Below are 24,440 nucleotides of genomic sequence, written 5' to 3'. Positions count from 1 at the left end.
CAAACCCTTCATCATGAAACTTAATTTAAACATTCAACCTTTAAACACCTGGTTAAACGTAAACAACGAACCACTAATCATTTCCGGTCCCTGCAGTGCAGAAACTGAAGAACAATTATTAACTACAGCACACTTATTAGCGGCTACCGGTAAAGTATCGGTATTACGTGCAGGTATCTGGAAACCACGCACCCGTCCGGGAGAATTCGAAGGTATCGGAAGTATTGGCTTAGAGTGGTTGAAACGCGCCAAAGCGGAAACTGGTTTACCTACAGCTGTAGAGGTTGCAAATGCAAAACACGTTGAAGAGGCTTTGGCTGCTGGTGTAGATATCCTTTGGATCGGTGCACGTTCTACAGTAAATCCGTTCACCGTTCAGGAAATTGCTGATGCATTAAAAGGTCATGATGTTCCGGTATTAATTAAAAACCCGGTTAATCCTGATTTACAGTTATGGATCGGTGCAATTGAGCGTATCAATGGTGCAGGAATTACTAAAATCGGTGCTATTCACCGCGGATTCTCATCTTTCGAGAAAAGTTCTTTCCGTAACGAACCAATGTGGGAGATGGCTATCCAGTTAAAAACTTTATGCCCTGAACTTCCCATCATTAACGATCCAAGCCATATCTGTGGTAACCGTGAGTTAATCCCTTACGTTGCTCAAAAAGCTTTGGATTTAGATATGCAAGGTTTAATGATCGAATCTCATGTAGATCCATCGGTGGCCTGGACAGATGCCAAACAACAAGTTACACCAGCAGCTTTAGCTGATTTAGTAGATCGTTTAACCGTACGTGAACCTGAAGTACCAAATGAAGCATCTGCCGATAAATTAGCCGAACTGCGTAAATCAATTGATAAAATTGATGATATCTTGTTACAGAAATTAGGTGAGCGTATGGCTATTGTAGAAAAAATCGGTGAATTTAAACGCGATAACCAGGTAACGATTTTACAGGTAAACCGTTGGGATGCCATCATCAAAAAAGGCCATGCTTTTGCAAAAGCTTTGAAACTGGATTTAAACTTTACAGAGAAATTCCTGGAATTAATGCATGGTGAATCCATCCGTAAACAAACTGAAATTATGAATGCCGGTAAAGCCGAAAAAGGCATCGCTGCTGAGCAACATAATGAAGTTAAAGCCTAATAAGGTATAAGGCTGGAAGGTGTAAGGTAGAAGGTGAAACCTAACCTTAAAAAGAAATCTTCTACATATAACATTATCGATGTGGTGTCAGATGTTACCATCTGGCACCTACATTTAAGTTTAAAACAGAATAAAAATGTCTAAAAATGCCTTAGTTTCTTTTAAAGGAACCAAGAATATTAATGCGGAAATCCAGTTAACAGGCTCAAAAAGCGAATGCAACAGGGCTTTAATTATAAGCGCTTTAAGTAAAAATCTGGTTAAAGTAGATAATCTTTCCAACGCCGCTGATACCGTAACATTAAATGATATCCTGAACAAGCTGGGAGTTGAGGGTAGTGATTTGAGAGTAGACGCTAAACGGAAAACGGCAAACTCCGAACTGGTTGATGTGGGGCCTGCCGGAACTGCTATGCGTTTCTTATCGGCGTATCTTTCGGCAAAAAACGGCAACTTTTTACTTACGGGTACCGAACGCATGAAGCAACGCCCGATCGGTATTTTGGCCGAAGCCTTAAAAACCATTGGCGCTGACATTTCTTATGCAGAGGCTGAAGGTTTTCCACCACTGAACATCAATGGTCCGTTAGACCAGAAAACGAACCAGGTAAGAATTAAAGGCGATATCAGTAGTCAGTATATTTCGGCCTTGTTAATGATTGCCCCTGTCCTGCCTCAAGGTTTGACTTTAGAAATTGAAGGTGAGCTTACCTCCAGGCCATATGTAGATATGACTTTGGATATGCTTGCAGAAGTTGGTATCGAACATCGCTGGAACGGGAATTCGATTACTATTGAATCCCAGGCTTTTAAACCGGGTACCCTGGTTGTAGAACCCGATTGGAGTGCAGCATCCTATTGGTATAGCATTGCAGCTCTCGCTGATGAAGCAGAAATTAATTTACCGGCTTTAAAAGAGAAAAGTTTGCAGGGCGATAGCCAGATCAAAAACATCATGAAGATTTTTGGCATTGCAACCAGTAAAACGGAAAAAGGAATTTCGATCAGCAACTTGGGCCTGTCTTTAGATACCAATCAGGTACTAGACCTTAAAACCTGCCCTGATTTGGCACAAACCATTATCGTTATTGCGGCAGCTTTAGGTAAAAACATGGCTTTTACGGGCCTGGAAACTTTAAAAATCAAAGAAACAGACCGCATTGCCGCTCTTCAGAACGAACTGGCAAAAATTGGCGTTACGCTAACTGAAAACAATCTGATTTATACACTAAACACCGATAATCTTCATTTCCCGGATAAAATTACCATTGCAACCTACGAAGACCACCGTATGGCCATGGCTTTTGCACCACTGGCATTGTTGATTAACGAAGTCGAAATTGAAGACATGCAGGTGGTAGAAAAATCATATCCATATTATTGGGAAGATTTGAAAAAAGCAGGGTTTGAGGTGAAAGAGATTTGAGAAGTGAGATACCAGATGTGAAACATAAGATTTGACAGAGAATAAATCGTTGTGGAGACATCAGATTAATTAAGACAAATAAATAACAGGATTTGAGGGGGAAACTTCTCAAATCTAACCCCTAAATAATTTAAAAACTGAAGTTTAGATACGAATTTGGTTCTTCTCAAATCTCATATCTACCTTCTCTTATCTAATAAACATGGCAGGCAACTCATTCGGACAACTTTTTCGCATCACAACCTTTGGCGAATCTCATGGTGTGGCTATTGGTGTAATTATCGACGGCTGTCCGGCACAATTGAATATTGATTTGGATTTTATCCAATCAGAACTGGATAAACGTAAACCAGGTCAATCTAAAATCACCACGCAAAGAAAAGAAAGCGATACCGTTCAGATTCTATCAGGTGTATTTGAAGGAAAAAGTACCGGGACACCGATTGCCCTTTTAATTCCGAATGAGGACCAGCGTTCAAAAGATTACGGGCATAATGTGGATGTTTACCGCCCCAGCCACGCCGATTATGTTTACGATGCAAAATACGGAATCCGCGATCACCGCGGTGGCGGACGCTCGTCTGCACGCGAAACCGCTGCCCGCGTAGCAGCCGGAGCAATTGCCAAATTGCTTTTAAAGCAACAGGGGATCGAAATTTTCGCCCATGTAACTTCAGTAGGTATAATTGAAGCGCCAAATTTAGAAGGCAATGACCTATCTGCTTTACTGCAAATCAGAGAAGACAATATGGTGCGCTGTGCCGATCCTGCAACTGCACACGAAATGATTGAATTTATAGATTCGGTTAGAAAAGATGGCGATACAGTTGGCGGAAAAATAAGCTGTGTAATAAAAGGTTGCCCGGCAGGTTTAGGTGAACCTGTTTTCGATAAATTGCACGCTGATTTAGGTAAAGCCATGCTCAGCATTAATGCCGTTCACGGTTTCGAATATGGCTCTGGTTTTGCAGGAAGCGAATTAAGGGGTTCACAACATAACGATATCCCCCAACCAAAAGCTGCCGATTCAAAAGTGTTTAAAACCACCACCAACTATGCGGGTGGTATTTTAGGCGGGATATCCAATGGAATGGATATTACCTTTAAAGTGGCATTTAAACCTGTAGCTACCATTATGCATAACCAACAAACTATAAATGCGGCGGGTGAAGCCTCGGAGATTAAAGGCAAAGGCCGGCACGACCCTTGCGTAGTACCAAGAGCAGTAGTTATTGTTGAAGCCATGGCTGCACTGGTTTTAGCCGATCAGTTTTTAAGAAACAAAGCCAGTATCATCTAACTTTCCTCAATGAAAATCCTCACCTTTCTATTGCTCCTCATCAGCATGAACAGCTTTGCCCAAAGCTACGCTGAACAGATTGCAAAGCACCGTGAGGCTTACAAGCAGGATTTTATAAAAGACGAACGCGCTCCACTAAAGAAAAGTGACCTGCAAAACCTGCACTTTTACGACGCGGACAGTACTTATAAAATATTCGCTACCATAGAATTACTAAAAAACGAAAAAGTTTTCAAGATGCCTGCTTTTAATGGTTCAAGCAGCGATTATTACCGGTATGCACATGTTAACTTCGTTTTGGATGGAAAAAAAAACCAAATGACTTTGTATAGAAGTGTTGCTTTGTCAAACAACCCATTATATAAAGATCACCTCTTTTTACCTTTTACAGATGAAACCAACAATAAGGAAACTTATGGTGGTGGCAGGTACATTGATCTGGATGCTAAAGAAATTGTCGATAATCACATCGAAATCGATTTCAACAAGGCTTATAATCCCTATTGCGCCTATAGTGAAGGCTATCGCTGTCCGGTACCACCAGAAGAAAACGACCTGCAATTGGACATAAAAGCAGGAGAGAAATTATATACGGGAAAAAAGAAACATCAAAACTAAATGATACGAAAATTACGCTGAAAATCGTTGATACAACTTTTACTCCTTTCTAAGGAACTAACTCCAGATTAAGTTTGATTTATTAAAGAAAAAAATGATCAAGGAATCACTTTTTTAATCATGCCTCAACACTAAATCATCCCCATAGAAATAAAAATATGATAACCAATCATTTAACTATCCAGCTATTCGTTAAAATAGCGATGGGTATTTAGAGGGATTTGCATCATGCATCATCTGGTAAACAGCTTCAATTACATCATCAACAGAAGGCTTACTGAAATAATCACCATCTGATCCGAATGGTGGGCGATGTGCTTTGGCCGATAATGTTTTTGGCTGACCATCTAAATGAAAATAACCTTTCTGTTCTTCCAGTACCTGTTGAAGGATATAGGCCGATGCCCCTCCAGGAACATCCTCATCCACCACCAGTAATTTATTGGTTTTGGCAAGCGATTTTACACAAACCTGTGTAGTATCAAAAGGTAAAAGCGTTTGTGGGTCTATAATTTCTACGGAAATACCCAATAAGTTCAGCTCTTCTGCTGCTTCATGAACAATTCTTAATGACGAACCGTAAGAGATAACCGTAATATCAGTTCCTGCTTCTAAAACCTCTGCCCGGCCTAAGGGTACTGTAAAATCACCGGCATTACCCGGCAGTTTTTCTTTAAGGCGGTAACCATTTAAACATTCAATTACAATGGCTGGTTCATCAGCCCTGAAAAGCGTGTTATACATACCTGCAGCCTGGGTCATATTTCTTGGTACGCATAAATGCATACCTCTTAAGGCCCCTAAAATCATGCTAATTGGCGATCCGGAATGCCAGATTCCCTCCAGTCGATGACCACGGGTGCGCACAATAACCGGCGCTTTCTGAATTCCTTTGGTGCGGTATGAGAGCGATGCCAGGTCATCACTAAGCACATTTAAGGCAAAAATCAAATAATCAAGATATTGGATTTCGGCAATAGGCTTTAAACCCCTCATGGCTAAACCTATCCCCTGCCCCATTATGGTCATTTCCCTGATGCCGGTATCGGTGATTCTTAACTCGCCATATTTAGCCTGCAAACCTGCAAAACCTTGATTTACATCCCCGATGTTTCCTAAATCTTCTCCAAAAGCAACCAAACGCGGATCACGTGCAAAGTTTTCATTAAAGCAGGCATTGAGTACTTCCCTACCATCAACCATTTTCGATTGTTCATCATATATGGGCTCAACCAGTGCAATCTTATCCGGACTTTCCTTACCATTGGTATGCAGTTTGGAATTGTAACGATCGTAATTTAAATGATCCTGTTGTTTATACCATTCAACCAGTTTATTCCGTTCAGGACTGCTAAAAGCAGCTGATAAACGGATGGCTTTACGTGCAGCAGCAAATACTTCCCTGCGTTGCGCATCGGCAATTGAAGCTAATCCTGCCGCAATTTTTGCCAGTTCGGGCTGATGTTTAGCTACGCCGCTAACCAAATCAACTACTTGCTTCTGCTCTGGTTTAATGCTGTCCAAAAACTCATTCCAGGCTTCTTTTTGTGCGTTTCGAACAAAAATCTTCGCCTCTTTTTCAAGCGCTGCGATTTCCTCTTCGGTTGCCAGGGCCGATTCGAGCATCCAGGCACGCATTTTCTGGATACAATCGTATTCAGTTTCCCAAGATAGGCGTTCTTTTGATTTGTACCTTTCGTGCGAACCAGAGGTAGAGTGTCCCTGAGGCTGGGTGAGTTCGGTAACATGTATTAAAACAGGTACATGTTCATCCCGGCAAACCTGTATCGCCTTTTCATACACCTCGCACAAAGCCGGATAATCCCAGCCTTTTACTTTATAAATTTCATATCCAGGCTGATCTGCATCACGCTGAAAACCTTTTAAAACCTCAGAAATATCTTCTTTTGTAGTTTGATATTTTGCCGGAACGGAAATGCCATAATCATCATCCCAAATAGAAATGGCCATGGGTATCTGTAACACACCAGCAGCATTAATGGCTTCGAAAAATACCCCTTCAGAAGTTGATGCGTTGCCAATGGTACCAAAGGCCACCTCATTTCCGTTTACAGAAAAGTGTTTTAAATAATCGAGTTCTTTATTTTGCCTGAATAATTTAGAAGCATAAGCCAAACCTACCAAGCGGGCCATCTGCCCACCGGTTGGCGAAATATCAGATGAGCAATTTTTAATCTGCGTTAAATCGTTCCAGGTGCCATCTTCATTTACAGATTTTGTTGCAAAATGGCAGTTCATCTGTCTTCCCCCCGAAAATGGATCAGCGCCTTCTGCCGGATTAGCATATAGCTGCGCAAAAAATTCTTTGATAGTAGAAATCCCGGTGGCAAAGGCAAAAGTTTGATCGCGGTAATAACCCGAGCGCCAGTCGCCATTTTTAAAAGCTTTAGCCATGGCCAATTGCGGAACCTCTTTACCATCGCCGAAAATGCCAAATTTAGCCTTTCCTGTTAATACTTCCCTGCGGCCTAAAATACTGGCCTGCCTACTTTCGAAGGCAATTTTATAGTCGTTTATAACAATAGATTTAAAATCGTTAAAACTAAGTTCGGAAGCATCAATAGTTTTGGTCATCAATTTTTCATTCGGCATAGTAATCAAAGATTGGTTGCGGCAAATATATGGAAAATTAAAAGTTTGCCTTTACCCTACATTGTAAAATTATATATGGATTTGCAAAATATATTTGGAATAGTTTTTGTTTTATTAGGAAAACATTAAATTTGTTTTAGAATTATTAAAAAATAAATCACACCACATAACATGAAAAAGATCTTAGTATTATTTGCTTTTGTTTTAGGTTTGGGTCTTGCAGCAAACGCACAAACCAAACCTGCAGAGTTCAAATTTGAATCAGAAACGCACGATTTTGGTAAAATTGTTTTGAACAAACCAGTAACTTACGATTTCAAATACACCAATGTTGGCGAAGCGCCTTTAATTATCACCAAAGCTGAGGCAAGCTGTGGATGTACAGTACCTAAATATACTTCTACACCAATAAAAAAAGGTGAAACCGGTGTAATTTCAGTAACTTTTAACGCAGCTGCCGGTCCGTCAACCTTTTCTAAAGCCGTAACCATTACTTCAAATGCAAAAACACCAATTAAAGTGCTTTACATTAAAGGCGAAACAGTTGCCGCATCTTCAAAATAATTTTAAACGATAATATTTAAAAAGTCCGGATTTTCATCCGGACTTTTTTATTTTTGTGCCATGCCAAAAATTTCACAAAAAGGTGTGCAGATGCCTGCTTCACCAATCAGAAAGTTAACTCCATTTGCAGATCAAGCTAAAAAAGATGGTAAAAAAGTTTTCCATTTAAATATTGGTCAGCCAGACATAGAGACACCGGAAGGAATGTTAAATGCCATCAAAAACATTGATTTTAATGTTTGGGCCTATACACCATCAGAAGGTACACTTGCTTACCGTTTAAAACTTACCGAATACTACAATAAACTGGGTTACGATATTACGCCAGAAAATATCCTGGTAACCGTTGGTGGCTCAGAGGCCATTACCATTGCCATGCAAACCTGTGTAAATGAAGGAGATGAAATTATCATTCCAGAACCTTTTTACGCCAATTACAATGGCTTTGCCTGTATGAGCAATGTTGTGGTGAAACCGATTCTTTCTTATATCGAAAATGGTTTTGCATTGCCACCGATTGCCGAATTCGAAAAATTAATTACAGAAAAAACCAAAGCAATTATTATCTGCAACCCTAATAACCCAACGGGTTATTTATATTCTAAAGAAGAATTAGAGGCTTTAAAAACGCTTTGTGTTAAATACGATCTGTTTTTATTCTCTGATGAAGCGTATCGCGAATTCTGTTATGATGGAAGGGAATTTATTTCGCCAATGCATTTGGATGGTTTGGATGAAAATGTGGTGGTTATGGATACGGTTTCTAAACGTTACAGTGCATGTGGCGCACGCTTAGGCTGTTTGATTACCAAAAACAAAGAAGTGCTTGCATCAGGATTAAAATTCGCACAGGCAAGATTAAGCCCGGGCATGGTAGAACAGATTGCTGGTGCGGCAGCTGTAGATACTCCGGACAGTTATTTCGAAAAAGTAAATACCGAATATACTTTACGCAGAGATACATTGGTTAACCGGTTAAATAATATTGATGGCGTTTTTTGTCCTAATCCGGGGGGTGCATTTTATGTAGTAGCCAAATTCCCGATTGATGATGCCGATAAATTCTGCCAGTGGATTTTAGAGGATTTTGACCACAATAATCAAACGGTTATGATGGCGCCTGCTACCGGCTTTTACTCTACCGCTGGCTCTGGTAAAAATGAAGTCCGTATGGCTTACGTTTTAAATACCGATGACTTAAATGCGGCGATGGACTGTCTGGAAATAGCGTTGAAGCAATATCCGGGAAGAGTGGATTAACGATACCTTGTTTAAGCCGGTTGCTTGGTGAACAGCGGTTCATCACAAGTAACCGGCTAAATAGTTAAGCCAAATTGGCTGAACGTGTATGATAACATTTAAACATCAAAGCAGATCCAAAAACATTTCTTTCAACTGATCCCTGATAGTTGTTTGTGTATTCTGATCACCTGTTTCATTTTACCAAAACAATAAACAAAATGCAATGGTTTTGAGATCATGAATGCATTTAATATTGAAATTAACCATAATGATCAGGCACTAACACTGACCATTATTCCACAAGATGATTATTTTAGGATTGTTTATTTAGAAGAGATTTTAGGCATTTTAAAAAAACAAGGATCTGACTGGATCTTAATGAAATCGGAAGAGATCGACGCTGAAACATTTGTCGCTAAAAATAAACTGACTGGAAGCGGTCACCACATTTCTTTAGGCGTAGCCGAGATCAACCAGATTTCCGGCGCAATAGAAAACCATCTGCAATAATATATCCAATGCAATTTTCCTAACGATGAGTTGGGAAAGCCTATGCATTTTCCCAACCTCCCTAATTTGAATGTGGATGTTACTTTACCACATGATATAGCCTGTTTACGTTAGCCAACAATTGTTAACATTTATTTTCGCCACGTTAAAGCGGCTTTTTACCAAGTTAATTCGGAAAATGAAAATAAAAAAGCTAGAATTAGGCAATTGGCTTTTGAGCAAATGATATACGAAATTATAAGCTTCAGGGAATTGATTTTAGATCTTATTAAGATTAAAGTGGCAGGGCAATGCCATGACAAAGAATCGCAACACAAAATCATAAAAGAAAGTAAACGGATAATGAGTTCCATTCTACATCATGCTACGCTGGTTGAGCCTGATAGAGCTAAAGCTTACATCAGGCAACATCAAAGAGGATTGATGCAATTAATTGATGAGGTAGAAGCGCTAACAAATGAAAATGAGCCTTACGCTGATCAAAAAAGTAGAGACGGAATGATGAGTAGTTTAGTAAAGCTACTTAATCAAATGGTAATCGATCTTCAGCAGCATTTACCATATTATTTTGACTTCGATTGCCCCGTTTCAGCGGCTAGCCAGGAACAACTCATTTTAGATATTGCAGCAAATTCCGGCCAGATCCTGAAAAAAGCTGAAGAATTACATGCAGACAAGGAAACCATCAACCTGTTTAAACAGCTCTTCAAAAACCTGAACGACTATACAGGGCGTTTCACTTTTGAACAGGCTAAATACCTGTACGCTTTTTTTGATTCCATAAAGATGGCTTTAAATACTTTTGTGCCACCTTTAGATTTTTCCGACATTATTCTTCTACTCGTATCATTAAATTTTAATCATCCCTTCTTTTATCACTCCTGCTGCAGCCACCTTAATCGCGAGCTTCAGAATTGCGAAAACATAAGCGAGCAATATAGATTAATCCATTTCTTTAAAAAACTGATTGGACAGGTTTTTAAAACCATCATTATACCATACCATAAAAATTTGCCCGATATTGATGAAGCCATACTCAGGTATATTGAAAGTGAAATCAGCTACCTGCAATCAATAGATACCATAGCCGAAGATCTGACGCGCGGTGGTATTTTAGAAAGCAATTTTAAGGTAACCTTCACGGTTAGGCAGCTTGCCCTATTTATCAACTTGCAAGTCGAGGCGGGCATTATTACAACAAAGAGTCCAAAACTGCTGCACCAATACATTACTAAACATTATAGTACGACTGAAAAAGAGATTATATCAGAAAAAAGCTTTAAAAATGCATACTATGGCAATGTGGATAAGGATATCCACAAGGTGATCGAAAAAATCGTTGTCATGTTGAACATTGCCCAGGACAAATGCTAACCAAGAAGATCTAATAATTCTTTCCTGTGTAAGAAATCTACAAATTCAAAATACCAATGTTCTGAATAATCCTCAAGCGTAGATAATTCTTTTTGTTTTACTCCAATAATATCCTGAAGGGTAAAAAAGCCCATTAATTTACTTCTAAGCTTAAAATTCTCGGATAATGGAAGTTCTGCAATGGGCAGATTGAGAAGATAGTAATTTGACTGGGAGGAACTGTCCATAAAAGCGTGGGTTAACCCGATATCCGTTTTAGGGGCACCGCAAATGCCCAGACACAAGATAAACAGGCACCCACGCATAGCGTAGGCAACCATCTATTTTTTCCTGTGTCTTTTGAAGTTTTGCGGTTTTCTAAAACAGTAAAATAGCTATGCTCACGCCTTACGTTGAAATGGAATTACAGCAGAAGCCCACTCTTATGTTGGAAAGCTAAAGATAGCAATTCCGCTATAAGAAATGGGATAAAATCTGCTGTCTTGCTCCAACGGCGTGAGATTTGAGGTTGCAAGACTCTTAATTTTACCTTTTACTGGTCTATTTTTTTTTGTTACGTAAATGTAAATAAAAAAAAGACAAATGTCAAGTAATTGCATGACGATTTTGAATAAAATATAAAAGACATTGCCAATTGTATTTTTATCAGCAATGAAATGATCAGTGAGAAAGAAAAAATAATTCTGAAAAGCTTTGGCGAGCATTTAAAATCCTTAAAAGAGAAACAGGAACTTTCTTATCGCGAATTTTATAAAAGAAGTGGGGTAAACACCGGCGACATCATTAAATATGAAAATGGCGAAACCAGTCCAAATTTTATTACCATTATGCGGCTGGCCATCGGTTTAAAAATCCACCCGACAGTTCTGCTTGATTTTGACTTTGGAATAGATTTCAGCGCTGGACTGGAATAAAATATACAACGGTAATTGCTGGAGTTTTTGGTGGCAACCTCAGGATTGATACTGATATGAATTCAATCGAACCGGCATTGGCAAAGTATCCTCGGCTTGCTTCCTTATTTATAATAACCGTAAGAAACAGCTGTCTGCAACCTACAGCAGAAGAACATTAAAAATATTTGCGGTTAAAAGAACCCTGATAGCTGTGAGTTCAGCACGATAATCCGCTCTCTACAGGTAAATGAAGATATTCGCCCGCAAAAATAAATAGTTAAATTCAGCCTGCCAGTAGCGTTTTGAGATCCATCTGCGTATACGCTGTAAATTAAACTTTATGAAAAAAATTCTATTCTTTTTGGCGGCTGTAGGCATGATCAATGCATCGTGCAAAAAATCAGACTATAGTAATGATGGCAAAGGCGAAGTTTACGGAAAATGGAAACTGACCGAAACCTTGTTCGATATTGGTAATGGACAAGGGAAGTACACAAAGGTTACAGGGGGTGCCAAATATTTGATTTTAGAGAAATCAGTAGTTAAAGCCGGAATAATTAAAGGTGATGCAATCCCAAATCTATTTTCCTTTAAAATATTGGACAGCGTACAAATGAAGGTTTATAGCGACAACAATAAAATGCCGGCAATTTTCCGATACCGGGCTTCAGCAAAATCGTTGGAACTTAACCCACCTTGTATTGAGGGTTGCGGGTATAGGTTTATAAGAGAATAATAATTTGAGGTCAAGGTTTAAAAAAGTATAAAAATACATTGTCAGTCTGAGGGATAATCTAATGGATAACATCAATATGAATACCAGATAAAATTTAATTAGTAATATCCCCCTGGAACCGTCATTCCCAACTTGAGTGGGAATGTTAAAACGTTTGCTTTAAAACTCCCGAATGCGCGGGAATTACGACCCTGCTAACAGATTATGTGAATGGTGCTATAAAAGATGGCTTCCCCGGAAAGTCGGGGCTAGCTGTCGGCTGAAAAGGCTTCTCGCAATCACGATTTTTTTTGACAATATCGTTGCTCAAAATCACAGATCCTGGCTGATCCGATTGCAATCGGATCAGTAGAATGGTTACCTTTTTAAACCGTTAAACTATCCCAAATTACCTGATATATATCCGGTGCCTGCAAGGTCTTATCAATTGCTTTTGAAGTAACCAGAACAGGTTTATATTGATCAGCGGTATTGATGCCGCCATGCGACCCTTTAACCAGCGTAGCGTCAAGCGGAATGACGTCCATCACATAACGGAAGCCGGCCTTTTTTCTCAAAAGCTTATATCCGGCCCTCAATTTTGAGGTCATAAACATCTCTACCGGATCGTATCCAGGTTTTTTATGAATATCTACTACCCTGGCGTAATCCGGTGCCTTCGCATCATCTAACCAGAAATAATAAGTAAACCAGCTGTTCTCTTTTGCAACCAGTACCAGATCGCCAGAACGTTTATGGTTAATATGGTATTGTTCCTGCTCTGTTTTATTAAGTATCAAATCAATACCAGGTACATTTTTCAATAGCGCTTTAACCTGTTCGGTAACACTTTTATCATTAATATAAACATGTGCCACCTGATGATCGGCCACGACAAAGGCTTTTGAAGCTCCCGCATCAAGCAATTCCAGTCCTCTTTCTTCACGGATCTGGATCAGGCCGTTCTCCCTGAACAAACGGTTCAGATGAATGGGCTGATTTACAGGCGCAATCCCATATTCAGAAAGTAAAATGATGCGCGCCCCCCTGCTTTCATAAAAATGCACCAGTTCCTCTACCACCTGGTCAATTTCTTTCAGCTCAGCGCTGATTTTTTCCAGCTCAGGGCCAAACTTTTGCAGGCAATAATCTAAATGAGGCAGATAAATTAAGGTAAGTGTCGGATTATGCAGTTTCTCGGTTTCCATCGAGGCATCTGCAATCCACTTTGTTGATTTGATATTGGCACCTGGTCCCCAGAACTGAAACAACGGGAACTGGCCCAGCTTAGCCTGCAAATGATCGCGAAGTTCGGCCGGTTGCGAATAGCAATCAGGCAATTTACGTCCATCAGCAAGGTAATTAGGCCGTGGTGTTACCGAAAAATCGGCTGTAGAATACATATTGTACCACCAGAACATATTGGCACAGGTAAAATCCGGATCTTCCTTTTTAGCCTGATCCCAGATTTTTTCAGCATTAACCAGTTTGTTAGACTGTTTCCAGAATTTGATTTCCGCATCCTCATGGTCGTACCAGCCATTGCCCACAATCCCGTTTTCTGAAGGAAATTTACCCGTCAGGTAACTCGACTGTACCGCCGTGGTAACTGCTGGCAATAAAGGTTCAATCGTACTGAGGTGGCGTTCAGCGATGTATTTCTGAAGAAAGGGTGTATGTTTTCCTATCACAGAATTAGATAAGGCTACGATATCGATAACAACGGTTTTATGCATATGCTTCACTTATAATATTTTTTTTACCCAGTCCAGTTCTCTGATAATGGAATCGTTAAGGGGCGCTTTTAACGCTACAGGCAAAACTTCCCAGGTATAGGTTTCTACTTCTAAATGATCGGTAAACGGATTAGTTTTCTGAAGGTTCAGCACGGCTGTAATATCCGATTGCGTAGATTGGATCAGGCCCATGTCTTCTACAAAAATAGGCACATGGAAATGCGCCCGCCACTCCTCTACTCCGTAGTTTTTACTTTCTGCCAGTGCTTCTTTAAGATCAGGATAACGAATTAAACTGCCATCATTTTTTTTGGCGATTACCTGATGAAGATAGACAGGTTCATCAAATCGGGCAAGCTGATCCAATACCGCGTTTCTTTCTAACTCAGAAGACGGCAATTTAGCTTTTAGCGCCGCACTGATCTGGATTTTCCCAATTTTGATACCTTTTTGCTGCAATTCTTTGATAATGGCGGTATGTGGTTCGTAACCGATTGCAAAATGGCAAACATCATAACATAAACAAATGTGCTTTTTGATCAGGCTTTCATCTTTTCCGGCAGGTAAAAGTATATTTTCATACCACTCAATAAATTCCCGTCCAGATTCAAGAAAACCATCCGGTTCGGGTTCAATATCCAAATGGATAACCTTGCCCCTCTGGCTAAAAATACGATGGAAACCTTCCGCCACCTGTATAATATTGGCCGTTGCACTAAATGTGGCGCTTTTTCTTGCCCCCATATCATTAAACCAGGGCTTATAACTTAATGGTGAGGTTGAAATACCACCTTCCATATCATCAGGAAGCAGCCTTGACAGGATTTCTGCTAAACGGAGCGTATACTCAACACGCTCTACCGTTGTCCAATCGGGCGCATGTACCTGATCTTTCACCCTGGTATGGTGAAAACCGCCGTATGGAAATCCGTTCATGGTAAAAACGTAACCACCTTCCTGTGCAAGCCACTGCTTAAATGTTTCAAGATGATTTCCCTCCAACAGTTCGATGCTGGCCAGGTTGGAAAGGCGTAAGCCGATACCCATGGGTGCATCTGGAGATAATTGTGCTTTTAGTATTGGGAAACTGGATTTTAACACATCAAAATGTGCCGCCCAGTTTTCGCCCGCGTAAATATTGGTACAGAAGGTTAAGTGCCCTGAAGTTAATTTCATAGCTTAATGTTGAATACTAGCGGTCTGTTGATTTAAAATTTCTGCGGCCTGTTTTAATATGTCGGCATCAATTTCATGGACTTCCTCACCACTGCCCAGTCCGGTAAGCAAAGTAATGGTAAGCTGCCCGCCAAGATGCTCGCGGAATTCTTCCAATCCCTCCAAAATCGGACTGTTGCCTTCCTTAACCTGTAACAACGGGTGCGTGAGTTCAAAACCAAGTTGCTGAATCAGGTTGATCACCCTGCGTGCGTCTTCAGCACCAATCCTGCCCGATAAGTTAGAATATACGGTATCTAAAGCAATGCCCATGGCAACCGCCTCCCCGTGTCTCACTTCAAAATTGGTGAGGTATTCCAGTTTATGTGCACTCCAATGGCCAAAATCCAGTGGACGGGCCGAACCGTTCTCAAATGGATCGGCACTGCGGATATGTTCCATATGTAATTTCGCACATTTCCAGATCTGGTAGTTCATAGCAACGGTATCGCGGTTTGCAAGTGCAACGGCGTTTGCTTCCAGCCATTCAAAAAATCCGGCATCTTTAATCAGTGCCACTTTAACCGCTTCGGCAATACCTGAACGCCAATCGCGGTCAGATAAAGTATTTAAAAACACTTCATCGTTAAAAACAGCAACGGGTGGCGAAAAAGTGCCCAGAAAGTTCTTTTTATTGAAATAATTGATTCCGTTTTTTACCCCAACACCCGAATCGTTCTGCGAAAGCACGGTACTCGGAATCCTGATGTGTTTAATGCCCCGGTGTGCAACGGTAGCCGCATAACCCACCATATCAAGTACTGCCCCGCCACCAATGGCCGCAACAAACGAATGCCTGTCTATACCATATGTATTAATGGCTTCTAATACCTGGTCAAAATATCCCGTGTCATTTTTCACCTGCTCTCCACCTGGGATGACCAGCATATCCTGAACCAGTTGAGTTTGATGATGCTGTAAAAAATAGGCTTTAATTTGCGTAGTAAGTCCTGGGTGTGCATCTGCTACCCCCTTATCAATAACAAATAAAATTTTCTTAATTGCAGAAGCCGGATTTAACTTAACCAAAAAACTGTTCAACAATTCGTTTTCAGGCGAAAAAAGCGAAGAGGTGAAGAAAACGTTATAATGATACTGTACAGTAAAGGATTGATGTAAATGTTCCATAACAATTGCGAAGGTGTGTTTGATGGTTAAGTAACGGCAAATAATTTAGAAAGCCACATGGATAAAGGCAATAACGCTGCTATGATAAAAGCCAGAATCAAAGCATCAAAGGTTACCGCCCAGGCAGCATCCATCAGAATAAGTGAAATGACGCCGGCTTTTACTGCGCCACCGATATTTTTGCCAACAGGCTCTTTTATGGCTTTTATAAGTGGCCTGAAAATCATGACGACAAATGGCACCAGGAATAGCATTGACAGCAGCAACCTTTCATTTACAAATGCAAAATAAGCTATGGCACCGATTACTATAGCATATAGAAACGCGGCCAAATATAAGTTTTTAGCACGGCCTCCATGAACTTCGCCACGGCTGGTCATGGTAATGGAAAAAATATAGATTACCGGAACAATAGCCAGATCATAATGGCTCCATAACATTTCTGGCACCACACTAAGGCCCAACAACAGGTTAAAGCCGCGGCATAGGCCCATATTCAACGGTCCGAAAAAAGAATGGTGTTTCCCAAATTTATTATAAAGTAAGGCAAAAACAGCTACCAGAAGGGCCAATAATCCCGAGGTCAGACTATTTAAAGCCGCAAAAGCGATTCCCGCAAACAGCAGCAGGCCTCCTAATAAGGTTGCATCCCGTAAACTGATTATGCCACTGGGAATAGCCCGTTCCGGACGTTCTATTTTATCCAGATCTGCATCAAAAACATCGTTGAAAACGATCCCTCCGCCATATAAACAGGCGGTTGATGCTGCCAATAATACAATAGACAGCCATGGGATGGGAAAGCCAATGCTTAAAACCCCTGAAATGGCAATCCCTGCCAGAATATCAGCTACTGAAGTAACGATGTTGGCCGGGCGCATCATGCGCAGATAGACAGTTATTTTTTTCAATACTTTAACTAATAATGATAGAAGATTTATCTGGTCTGGGCTGCTGTCCGCCTCTTAAGATGGTATTACCTTCAAATTTCTCTGTAAGGTCTATCTGTGCGTTAAAATCACTTTCATCAAGTTGCCCACTCTGTGCAAAGGCCTTTATGGCATTGTTGTAGGTAACCAATTGAATATCCTGATCGCTTAGTCCACGCATTTTCATCAGGGCGGCAGTTTTCGGTACCGCCAGGGGGTCGCTAATGCCCCAATCGGCAGCAGAATTGACCATAATACGCTCCGAACCGTATTGCTTTACAATTTCTACCATACGCTCGTTGCCCATTTTGGTAAAAGGATAAATGGTAAAAGCTGCCCAAAAACCTCTCTCTAACACCTCTTTTACCGTTTCTTCATTATTGTGATCGATAATCACGCTATAAGGATCAAGGCCATGCTCCAAAGCAATATCCATGCTGCGCTGGGTGCCCTTTTTCTTATCGCGGTGTGGGGTATGTACCTGAACAGGCAAACCTGCTTCCTCAGCAAGTTCCAGCTGCAAACGGTAATACTTTTCTTCGGCAGCAGTCTGATCATCAAAACCGATCTCGCCGACACCAACCACACCTTCTTTATAAATAAACAAAGGCAGGATTTCCATTACCTGTTCGGCCAGGCTTTCGTTATTGGCCTCTCTGGAGTTAAGACCAATGGTGCAATAATGTTTAATGCCAAATTGAGAAGAACGGAAACGCTCCCAACCGATCAGGCTGCTGTAGTAATCCCTAAAACTATCCAATCCGGTACGGGGCTGGCCCAACCAAAATGCGGGTTCTATCAAAGCAACAACACCGGCATCGGCCATAGCCTGATAATCGTCTGTTGTTCTCGAAGTCATGTGCACATGTGGGTCGAAAAACTTCATTCCCTTTACCGCACTAATATCGAAAGCTTCAGGCTCGCCCATCATGGCTTTATCTCTTTCTATTGAACTGCTACAACACATATCTTTATCTTAGATTTTTTATAGGTTAAAATGAATTCCAGTTTAAACTTCCATCGGACAGGGCCAATTTCAGTTCCGGAAAAGTATTGATATAATCTTTTGCCGGTTGGTAATCAGACTGCGAAATGGCCAGCGCAATGGCGCGTTGTTCCATCTGGTTATAATGCTGCAAACCGGTTTTAAGGATTTCAAAAATTTCAGGATTGATAAATCTACCCACCAGGCGCCACAACTGTGGATGTACTTCCCTGCCCGCAGCCCAGCGTTCCTGAGCGTAATCTACCAGCGTTAAAGCAAGCTGCAGATTGGCGCGTTGATCTAAACCCACTATCAGTTTAATATTCTTCTCGGTAAAAAAAGCTTTCAGCACCAGTTGGTTCCATGCGGCTTCATCCAGGTTTGCTGCCGGATAAGGATTATTTTCCATAATGGCTTCGAGTACAGAACCAATATTGCTCCTGATCCCTTCAGCACAGCGTTTCGTCCAGATTTCGGGATGGGGTAAAAACGGAAGAGCTGAATATAGAGCCACAGCTTCGTTTACTTCTGCCGACAAAAATAAGCGGTTAACGGAGGAAAATAAAAGTTCTTTATCTCCCGGATCCAAACCTGCCAACAGCCACACCCGGGCGAGCCTGTCTATTGTCCAGCTGTTGATGTACCCAAAACCTGCCGCATCCAGCACTGCTTGCTGCCCATCAGAAATGGCAACCGGTAATTTACCCGTTTTGCGGGGCAGCATCACAAATACCTTGGCCAACAGTGTAGCTTGGTCTTTAGCTTGTGAAAATTCCTCCAGCCACTTTTCGGCTGCTACACTGATGTTATTTTTTACAACAGCCCCTATAATCTCGTTCACGGCCTTCATATGCTCATTTCTCATAAATTAATGTCAAAAAAAGCTATTATGCAGTGATACCTGCAGAAACAAAATAGTTGATCAGCAATGCTCCTGCAATAATCAACAGGCCAAAAAATTCCCTTGTTTGTTCGATATAGGGTTTGGTAGCCTGCATACTCTGCACCAGGCTCTCGCGCCTGTATTTAGTGATCCAATCGCGTACGCCGTCTTTTGCAAAAAACAGGATGACCGCGTAAATCAAATAAAAAGCAGTTAAAAACAGATAGGCAAACGGATAATACTTACCGGCAGCAGCTAATCCACAGCATATTGCAGCACTTAAATAAATAGACACCCATAAAAAAGCGTCGTTATCATTAAGGTTTACATAGGCAAAACCTAAAAAGGAGATACAGAAAATAATGTTGAGAATAAGTAAAAGCATTTTAATTATTTGGTTTAAATAAATCGATTCAACGATTTTTCAATAAAAAAACAAAGTTATTTAAACTGGACGCTTTTTTTGCCTATAAAATGTAAATTATATACTGCAGTAAAATATTTTTTTGATTAAGAAAGTGATTGATAAAAAGTTAAATGCGAATAATAATTATCCTAACTTAGTAAAGGAAAAATAGTATCGAACATGATATTGGCTTGTTCCTTAATTAAATCAACATCTTCATGTTTATTATTAACCAATAAATAGGTGCTGTTTTTTTCTTCCATGAAATGGCTAAAATATGCTTCACCAATAAGATTATAAACAGCGTAACGATATATTTTAAATCTTTTTGTACAATCCTTACTTTCCTCGTAAGACCTTTTTGGATCAAAGGTATGTGATCCTAAAAAAACCAAAGCTTGCTATAGGATTCCTTTTCAATATCTGTAATATAAGCTGTATACAGGTTGCCACAATTTTACCCATCTTATTTTCACCAGTGAGAACATTGAATTTCCTTGGATGTTTTTTTAAACGCGCAGGAAAAAATTTCAACACATAAATATTAAAAAGATACTCTTCAACCTCTATATGATATTTTTCTTTCTGAGTTTTAAAAATATAAGTGGTTCGCTCTTTTAAGTACTGAGCTCCTTGAAATTTGTTGGTAAAATGTTTTGTAAATGGATATGAATGATCAAACATTAAGGTATCAAGTGCTTGTATGCTTGTGAACGTCCATTATTGATTTGATTGGAAGTCACACGTACAAGATTTGATTTTGATGTAGAATTGATTTTAACACAAGAATTTTTGGCCGAAACAGCACTGTTATAATGTGCTTTATTTTGTCCGTATGAATTGTTATTGCTACCCATTGTAATTCTTTTAAGTGTAAAATAATAACAACGATTAATTTAAATTGTTATTATTTATTTCTACTTACTTATTGAGAGTGACTAATTTTTATCAAAGTTAAAGCATTTCCATCATATTTTAATAAAATTCTTTTTTCTTGTAATTCTAAACATATAGGTATCAAAAAATTAAGTAAAATATTTAGTTAGTACTTAAACACAAGCTTCAAAATATTGGCCAGCACAGGATTGTGATCGTCTGCCCGCCAATTAATCCATAAATCTGTTTTAAATGGCAGCGGGATGAAGCGCAAACCAGGACTTTGATGGTGCATATACGAGTCGGGTAAAATGGCTATGCCCAAGCCCTTTCTCACCAGTGCGATGATGGCAGAACCAAATTCAGAATGTAAAAACACATCCGGAACAAAATCGTAAAATTTAAATAATGCCTGAATGATCTCGCTGTAACTGCTTCCCTCATCTTTGGTGGGCAGTATAAATTTTTGCTTTTTCAGGCTTTCGGTAGATAGATCTCCGAACACGTTAAAAGGATGTTCTACCGGAACCACCAATGCAAGGTGATCGGAATACAGTTTTTTCGCCCTGATCCCCGGTTCGCTGTTGATATCTCTCGTGATGGCCAGGTCAATCTTATAGTTTTTTAAGAAATCCAGTTGATTTTCAAATAAAACCTGTACCAACTTGATCTGAAGCCGGGGAAGTACCTGCGTGATCTTAGCCAGCATATCAGGCATGAGCGAAGCGGATATGGAATCGGGATGTGCAATGGTAATGGTTCCACGCTCGCCTAAATGGAGCTGTTTAGCAAATTGATGGATATATTCCAGTTCATTTAATTCAATTTCCCACTTTTCTTTCAGGAATTTTCCTGCCGGCGTAAGTTTCACATTACGCTTATTACGCTCAAATAGCTGCAGGCCCAATTCATTTTCGAGCGATTGGATCTGGCGACTGAGTGCTGACTGCGTAATGTTAACCTTCTCTGCAGTTTTCCAATAATGAAGCTGCTCTGCAAGGGCTAAAAAATATTTGATTCTTTGGAGATCCATTAATGCAAAATATGCATTAATAAATGAAATAATAACATTTTAAATCATTTAACAACTGATTACATTCGTAACATGAAAATCAGTATTGAAAAGGTAACCACAAACGACATCCCTAAACTCCAGGAAATTGGGAAAAGCACATTTTATGAAGCTTTTGCCGGTGTAAATACGGAAGACAATATGAAAGATTATCTGGAAAAAAGTTTTTCGGAGGAGAAATTGATAACGGAACTGAATAACAGGGATTCGCAGTTTTATTTTGCGATAGTAGATGGTAATGTTGTGGCCTATTTGAAAATTAATTCTGGTGAAGCACAAAACGAAAAAATAGATGATGCCATTGAAATTGAACGGATTTACGTACAACAAGCATTCCATGGCAAAAAAGTAGCCCAGACCCTTTACCAAAAGGCTATTGATATGGCCTGCGAACAAGGGGCAAAATGGGTGTGGCTTGGGGTATGGGAAGAAAACCACAGGGCTCTACGGTTTTACGAAAAAAATGGTTTCAAAGCATTTGGAAAACATGCATTCTGGCTCGGTAGCGATGAGCAAACCGATCTGTTAATGAAAAAAGAACTGGATCATTCAAACGAATTAAAGATATTATAATGGAAAAAAGAACCCTTTTCCTGATTTTACTCGTCCTGGGCACCGCTTTCTGGGGTATTTCTTTTTCGGTTACCAAACTGGCGATTGGCCATGGTCAGCCACTTTTATTTTTATGCTACCGTTTCCTTTTAGCCACGATGGTTTTATCCGTAATTTTCTGGAAATACTTAAAGAAGCTTAATATAAACACGATGAAAACGGGCGCGGGCCTTGCAATATCGCTTGTATTGGGCATTTACCTGCAAACCCTCGGTATTACACATACTTCAGCATCGCAATGTTCCTTTGTAGCCGGCATAACCGTGGTGATCATTCCCGTAATCAAACTGATGATTTACCGAAAAGCTGCGCCGCTGAAAATATGGATTGCGGCCTGCGTAGCGCTTACTGGCCTTTTCGTCATATCGCTTAATGATAAATTGAGTATTGGTATCGGCGATTTGTATACCATTATCGGGGCTTTCTGTTTCGCCGTATATTTAATTCAGGTTGAAAAAAAATCGAAAGAAGGTGATATTGTACCCAGCATAGTGCCCATGTTTGCCACCTGTGCGCTTTTTACTTTTTTATTGGCCTCCTTTCAAAACAACATGGTCTGGATTCCCGAAACGCAAACTTTTTGGTTCGGTATCATTTTCTGTGCGTTATTTTCTACTGCATACATGTATACCATATCAAACATCGCTCAAAAATACATCAGCGCCGAAAGGGTATCGATCATTTATCTTTTCGAACCTGTTTTTGGTGCCATTGCCGCACATTTTATGCTGGGTGAAGCCATTACCTCCCGCTTATTGATAGGCGGAGGATTGATTTTTACAGCCACGCTGATTTCGGAGCTTAAATGGAGGATACATAGCGAGACGACAATAGCAAACTTATCCAAACCAAAAAGGGTTAAGCGGTATTTGATGCCTGATAAATGATCAATATCTTAGCACAATGGAAGCTATTGAACTCAGCAGATCGCAGGCACGGAGAATGATTTTACATGCGGCAGGCCTCTCCGGAAAAGCGCAGTTTGGTACTGGTATTGAGGCCGTTTACCGGGTTGTTAACCATTTGGGTTATGTACAGTTAGATACCAACTATGTTGTAGAACGTGCCCACCATCATGCCCTCTTTACACGGGTTCCGGATTATCAAACAGAATGGCTTGCAGCCTTATGTAATGATGGTGATGTTTTCGAATATTTCACTTCCGATGCAGGATTTCTGCCCATGCACGATTTCCGATTTTCGCTTCCGGTAAAAAAAGCATTTGCAACGCAGGGTAGCCCCTTAACAAAAGCACAATCGGATTTAATGACACAAATTCTAGATCAGGTTGAGCGGGATGGGGCGGTGATGGTTGGCGATTTTGAGAACGACCGTATAGAAGCCAGCTCGGGCTGGTGGGATTGGCGCCCGGCAAAGGTTGCGTTAGAAAGGCTTTACCTGGAAGGCAAACTGATGATCAGCCGCAATAGCACATTTCAAAAAGTTTACCAGCTTCCTTTGGATGTAATACCACATGACACCGACCAAACCGAACCTACTGACGAAGATTATGCACGTTACGTAATCAAACGCACCCTTGGCGCACTGGGCATTTCATCGGTAAAAGAAATGGCCTGGCGTGCCCGCCGCGTAAAAGGCAACCTGGTAAAAAAAGAACTGGAAAAGATGCTGCAGGCAGGAGAAGTTAAAACGGCAAAAGTAGATGGTGTAAAAGGACCATTGTATATGCTTTCTGGCACAGATGTTAATGTTAATATAGAAGACGAAGTTTTCATCCTATCGCCTTTTGATATCCTGAACGTATTTCGTGCCCGTTTAAAAGATTTTTTCGATTTCGATTATCAGATTGAGTGCTTCGTGCCTGCTCCTAAACGAAAATTTGGCTATTTCTCTTTACCTATTCTGGCCGGAGAACGGTTTATTGCCAGAATGGATGCCAAAGCAGACCGGAAAAAGAAAACACTGATCGTTCACAATCTCCATTTTGAACCTATTGAAATTGATGGAATAACGATCGATAAACTTGTCGATAATCTAAAGGAATTTATTTTGTTCAATAAGTGCAATGATGTGATCTTTAAAAAATCAAACCGTAACGACCTGCTTAACTTAATCAGTGAAGCATTTTCGGTTGGATACTAAGTTTGAAAGATCTACATCTGGAAAAAACTAAACTCTTGCAATTTTTACGCTCGTTTATTAAGAGCTAGTCAACAATGTTTTTAT

The 24,440-nt window shown here is 40.3% G+C and carries 23 protein-coding genes; 13 read left to right on the top strand and 10 right to left on the bottom strand.

Going from position 1 to position 24,440, the window contains the following annotated elements:
* The first annotated feature begins 13 nt into the window (after window positions 1–13).
* From ACFE6N_RS04860 to ACFE6N_RS04845, 4 genes are all read left to right on the top strand, one after another.
* Window positions 14–1,153 (top strand): chorismate mutase, encoded by a 1,140-nt coding sequence (locus tag ACFE6N_RS04860; protein WP_134203313.1) that lies wholly within the window; start codon window positions 14–16, stop codon window positions 1,151–1,153.
* A 136-nt stretch (window positions 1,154–1,289) separates the two neighbouring features.
* Complete coding sequence (gene aroA / locus ACFE6N_RS04855; RefSeq protein ID WP_378934358.1) at window positions 1,290–2,579, top strand: 3-phosphoshikimate 1-carboxyvinyltransferase; 1,290 nt, start codon at window positions 1,290–1,292, stop codon at window positions 2,577–2,579.
* 202 nt (window positions 2,580–2,781) lie between these two features.
* Window positions 2,782–3,879, top strand: coding sequence for a chorismate synthase (gene aroC, locus ACFE6N_RS04850; RefSeq protein ID WP_378934356.1), 1,098 nt, complete (start codon window positions 2,782–2,784; stop codon window positions 3,877–3,879).
* A 9-nt stretch (window positions 3,880–3,888) separates the two neighbouring features.
* Window positions 3,889–4,497: a DUF1684 domain-containing protein gene (locus ACFE6N_RS04845; RefSeq protein WP_378934354.1), complete on the top strand. Its 609-nt coding sequence runs from the start codon at window positions 3,889–3,891 to the stop codon at window positions 4,495–4,497.
* Window positions 4,498–4,689: 192 nt separating this feature from the next.
* Here the strand turns inward: ACFE6N_RS04845 and ACFE6N_RS04840 are convergent, their stop codons facing one another.
* Entirely contained in the window at window positions 4,690–7,110 is a 2,421-nt protein-coding gene (locus ACFE6N_RS04840; RefSeq protein WP_378934352.1) for a thiamine pyrophosphate-dependent enzyme, read from the bottom strand.
* Window positions 7,111–7,281: 171 nt separating this feature from the next.
* Between ACFE6N_RS04840 and ACFE6N_RS04835 the strand changes: the two genes are divergently transcribed.
* From ACFE6N_RS04835 to ACFE6N_RS04820, 4 genes are all read left to right on the top strand, one after another.
* Window positions 7,282–7,674, top strand: coding sequence for a DUF1573 domain-containing protein (locus ACFE6N_RS04835; protein WP_090987962.1), 393 nt, complete (start codon window positions 7,282–7,284; stop codon window positions 7,672–7,674).
* A gap of 60 nt (window positions 7,675–7,734) precedes the next feature.
* Complete coding sequence (locus tag ACFE6N_RS04830; protein WP_378934350.1) at window positions 7,735–8,934, top strand: pyridoxal phosphate-dependent aminotransferase; 1,200 nt, start codon at window positions 7,735–7,737, stop codon at window positions 8,932–8,934.
* A 219-nt stretch (window positions 8,935–9,153) separates the two neighbouring features.
* On the top strand, window positions 9,154–9,426 hold the full coding sequence (locus tag ACFE6N_RS04825; RefSeq protein ID WP_378934348.1) for a hypothetical protein: 273 nt from the start codon (window positions 9,154–9,156) through the stop codon (window positions 9,424–9,426).
* Window positions 9,427–9,768: 342 nt separating this feature from the next.
* The gene (locus ACFE6N_RS04820) at window positions 9,769–10,800 is read left to right on the top strand and encodes a hypothetical protein (protein WP_378934346.1); all 1,032 of its coding nucleotides are present in this window, start codon (window positions 9,769–9,771) and stop codon (window positions 10,798–10,800) included.
* Here ACFE6N_RS04820 and ACFE6N_RS04815 read toward each other — a convergent pair.
* Window positions 10,797–11,027, bottom strand: coding sequence for a hypothetical protein (locus tag ACFE6N_RS04815; protein ID WP_378934344.1), 231 nt, complete (start codon window positions 11,025–11,027; stop codon window positions 10,797–10,799). The two genes, ACFE6N_RS04820 and ACFE6N_RS04815, sit on opposite strands and share 4 nt — an antisense overlap.
* A 429-nt stretch (window positions 11,028–11,456) precedes the next feature.
* Here ACFE6N_RS04815 and ACFE6N_RS04810 point away from each other — a divergent pair, with 429 nt between their 5' ends.
* Entirely contained in the window at window positions 11,457–11,714 is a 258-nt protein-coding gene (locus ACFE6N_RS04810; RefSeq protein ID WP_090987986.1) for a helix-turn-helix domain-containing protein, read from the top strand.
* Between the two features lie 322 nt (window positions 11,715–12,036).
* Entirely contained in the window at window positions 12,037–12,432 is a 396-nt protein-coding gene (locus ACFE6N_RS04805; RefSeq protein WP_378934342.1) for a hypothetical protein, read from the top strand.
* 365 nt (window positions 12,433–12,797) lie between these two features.
* Here the strand turns inward: ACFE6N_RS04805 and ACFE6N_RS04800 are convergent, their stop codons facing one another.
* From ACFE6N_RS04800 to ACFE6N_RS04765, 8 genes are all read right to left on the bottom strand, one after another.
* The gene (locus ACFE6N_RS04800; RefSeq protein ID WP_378934340.1) at window positions 12,798–14,147 is read right to left on the bottom strand and encodes an alkaline phosphatase family protein; all 1,350 of its coding nucleotides are present in this window, start codon (window positions 14,145–14,147) and stop codon (window positions 12,798–12,800) included.
* A gap of 9 nt (window positions 14,148–14,156) precedes the next feature.
* Window positions 14,157–15,323, bottom strand: coding sequence for a metabolite traffic protein EboE (eboE, locus tag ACFE6N_RS04795; RefSeq protein WP_378934338.1), 1,167 nt, complete (start codon window positions 15,321–15,323; stop codon window positions 14,157–14,159).
* Window positions 15,324–15,326: 3 nt separating this feature from the next.
* The gene (locus ACFE6N_RS04790; RefSeq protein ID WP_378934336.1) at window positions 15,327–16,490 is read right to left on the bottom strand and encodes a 3-dehydroquinate synthase; all 1,164 of its coding nucleotides are present in this window, start codon (window positions 16,488–16,490) and stop codon (window positions 15,327–15,329) included.
* A gap of 26 nt (window positions 16,491–16,516) precedes the next feature.
* Window positions 16,517–17,401 (bottom strand): UbiA-like protein EboC, encoded by an 885-nt coding sequence (eboC, locus tag ACFE6N_RS04785; RefSeq protein ID WP_378934334.1) that lies wholly within the window; start codon window positions 17,399–17,401, stop codon window positions 16,517–16,519.
* A gap of 4 nt (window positions 17,402–17,405) precedes the next feature.
* Window positions 17,406–18,386, bottom strand: coding sequence for a TatD family hydrolase (locus tag ACFE6N_RS04780; RefSeq protein WP_378934332.1), 981 nt, complete (start codon window positions 18,384–18,386; stop codon window positions 17,406–17,408).
* 25 nt (window positions 18,387–18,411) lie between these two features.
* Window positions 18,412–19,269 (bottom strand): EboA domain-containing protein, encoded by an 858-nt coding sequence (locus ACFE6N_RS04775; RefSeq protein WP_378934330.1) that lies wholly within the window; start codon window positions 19,267–19,269, stop codon window positions 18,412–18,414.
* A 22-nt stretch (window positions 19,270–19,291) separates the two neighbouring features.
* The gene (locus tag ACFE6N_RS04770; protein WP_090987998.1) at window positions 19,292–19,672 is read right to left on the bottom strand and encodes a transmembrane 220 family protein; all 381 of its coding nucleotides are present in this window, start codon (window positions 19,670–19,672) and stop codon (window positions 19,292–19,294) included.
* Between the two features lie 1,063 nt (window positions 19,673–20,735).
* Window positions 20,736–21,602: a LysR family transcriptional regulator gene (locus ACFE6N_RS04765; RefSeq protein ID WP_378934328.1), complete on the bottom strand. Its 867-nt coding sequence runs from the start codon at window positions 21,600–21,602 to the stop codon at window positions 20,736–20,738.
* Window positions 21,603–21,674: 72 nt separating this feature from the next.
* Between ACFE6N_RS04765 and ACFE6N_RS04760 the strand changes: the two genes are divergently transcribed.
* Genes ACFE6N_RS04760 through ACFE6N_RS04750 form a run of 3 tightly spaced genes read left to right on the top strand, consistent with a single transcriptional unit; the run spans window position 21,675 to window position 24,356 of the window.
* Complete coding sequence (locus ACFE6N_RS04760; RefSeq protein ID WP_378934326.1) at window positions 21,675–22,214, top strand: GNAT family N-acetyltransferase; 540 nt, start codon at window positions 21,675–21,677, stop codon at window positions 22,212–22,214.
* Window positions 22,214–23,140 (top strand): DMT family transporter, encoded by a 927-nt coding sequence (locus ACFE6N_RS04755; protein ID WP_378934324.1) that lies wholly within the window; start codon window positions 22,214–22,216, stop codon window positions 23,138–23,140. The genes ACFE6N_RS04760 and ACFE6N_RS04755 overlap by 1 nt, the downstream gene beginning before the upstream one ends.
* 16 nt (window positions 23,141–23,156) lie before the next feature.
* Window positions 23,157–24,356, top strand: coding sequence for a winged helix-turn-helix domain-containing protein (locus ACFE6N_RS04750; protein WP_378934322.1), 1,200 nt, complete (start codon window positions 23,157–23,159; stop codon window positions 24,354–24,356).
* Window positions 24,357–24,440 lie beyond the last annotated feature (84 nt).

This window comes from Pedobacter sp. BG31, from assembly GCF_042464845.1.
In the GTDB taxonomy this organism is placed as follows: domain Bacteria; phylum Bacteroidota; class Bacteroidia; order Sphingobacteriales; family Sphingobacteriaceae; genus Pedobacter; species Pedobacter suwonensis.
Note: the sequence above shows the minus strand (reverse complement) of the source record. Positions and strands in the feature narration are given on the sequence as shown.

Bases quoted from the DNA above. Each gene is read 5' to 3' on its own strand.
- ACFE6N_RS04760 (WP_378934326.1), top strand. From the start codon at position 21,675: ATGAAAATCAGTATTGAAAAGGTAACCACAAACGACATCCCTAAACTC.
- ACFE6N_RS04800 (WP_378934340.1), bottom strand. From the start codon at position 14,147: ATGCATAAAACCGTTGTTATCGATATCGTAGCCTTATCTAATTCTGTG.
- aroC (WP_378934356.1), top strand. From the start codon at position 2,782: ATGGCAGGCAACTCATTCGGACAACTTTTTCGCATCACAACCTTTGGC.
- ACFE6N_RS04845 (WP_378934354.1), top strand. From the start codon at position 3,889: ATGAAAATCCTCACCTTTCTATTGCTCCTCATCAGCATGAACAGCTTT.
- ACFE6N_RS04830 (WP_378934350.1), top strand. From the start codon at position 7,735: ATGCCAAAAATTTCACAAAAAGGTGTGCAGATGCCTGCTTCACCAATC.
- ACFE6N_RS04820 (WP_378934346.1), top strand. From the start codon at position 9,769: ATGAGTTCCATTCTACATCATGCTACGCTGGTTGAGCCTGATAGAGCT.
- aroA (WP_378934358.1), top strand. From the start codon at position 1,290: ATGTCTAAAAATGCCTTAGTTTCTTTTAAAGGAACCAAGAATATTAAT.
- ACFE6N_RS04770 (WP_090987998.1), bottom strand. From the start codon at position 19,672: ATGCTTTTACTTATTCTCAACATTATTTTCTGTATCTCCTTTTTAGGT.
- ACFE6N_RS04825 (WP_378934348.1), top strand. From the start codon at position 9,154: ATGAATGCATTTAATATTGAAATTAACCATAATGATCAGGCACTAACA.
- ACFE6N_RS04860 (WP_134203313.1), top strand. From the start codon at position 14: ATGAAACTTAATTTAAACATTCAACCTTTAAACACCTGGTTAAACGTA.
- ACFE6N_RS04780 (WP_378934332.1), bottom strand. From the start codon at position 18,386: ATGTGTTGTAGCAGTTCAATAGAAAGAGATAAAGCCATGATGGGCGAG.
- ACFE6N_RS04815 (WP_378934344.1), bottom strand. From the start codon at position 11,027: ATGGACAGTTCCTCCCAGTCAAATTACTATCTTCTCAATCTGCCCATT.
- ACFE6N_RS04810 (WP_090987986.1), top strand. From the start codon at position 11,457: ATGATCAGTGAGAAAGAAAAAATAATTCTGAAAAGCTTTGGCGAGCAT.
- ACFE6N_RS04750 (WP_378934322.1), top strand. From the start codon at position 23,157: ATGGAAGCTATTGAACTCAGCAGATCGCAGGCACGGAGAATGATTTTA.
- ACFE6N_RS04805 (WP_378934342.1), top strand. From the start codon at position 12,037: ATGAAAAAAATTCTATTCTTTTTGGCGGCTGTAGGCATGATCAATGCA.
- ACFE6N_RS04790 (WP_378934336.1), bottom strand. From the start codon at position 16,490: ATGGAACATTTACATCAATCCTTTACTGTACAGTATCATTATAACGTT.
- eboE (WP_378934338.1), bottom strand. From the start codon at position 15,323: ATGAAATTAACTTCAGGGCACTTAACCTTCTGTACCAATATTTACGCG.
- ACFE6N_RS04835 (WP_090987962.1), top strand. From the start codon at position 7,282: ATGAAAAAGATCTTAGTATTATTTGCTTTTGTTTTAGGTTTGGGTCTT.
- ACFE6N_RS04765 (WP_378934328.1), bottom strand. From the start codon at position 21,602: ATGGATCTCCAAAGAATCAAATATTTTTTAGCCCTTGCAGAGCAGCTT.
- ACFE6N_RS04840 (WP_378934352.1), bottom strand. From the start codon at position 7,110: ATGCCGAATGAAAAATTGATGACCAAAACTATTGATGCTTCCGAACTT.
- ACFE6N_RS04755 (WP_378934324.1), top strand. From the start codon at position 22,214: ATGGAAAAAAGAACCCTTTTCCTGATTTTACTCGTCCTGGGCACCGCT.
- ACFE6N_RS04775 (WP_378934330.1), bottom strand. From the start codon at position 19,269: ATGAGAAATGAGCATATGAAGGCCGTGAACGAGATTATAGGGGCTGTT.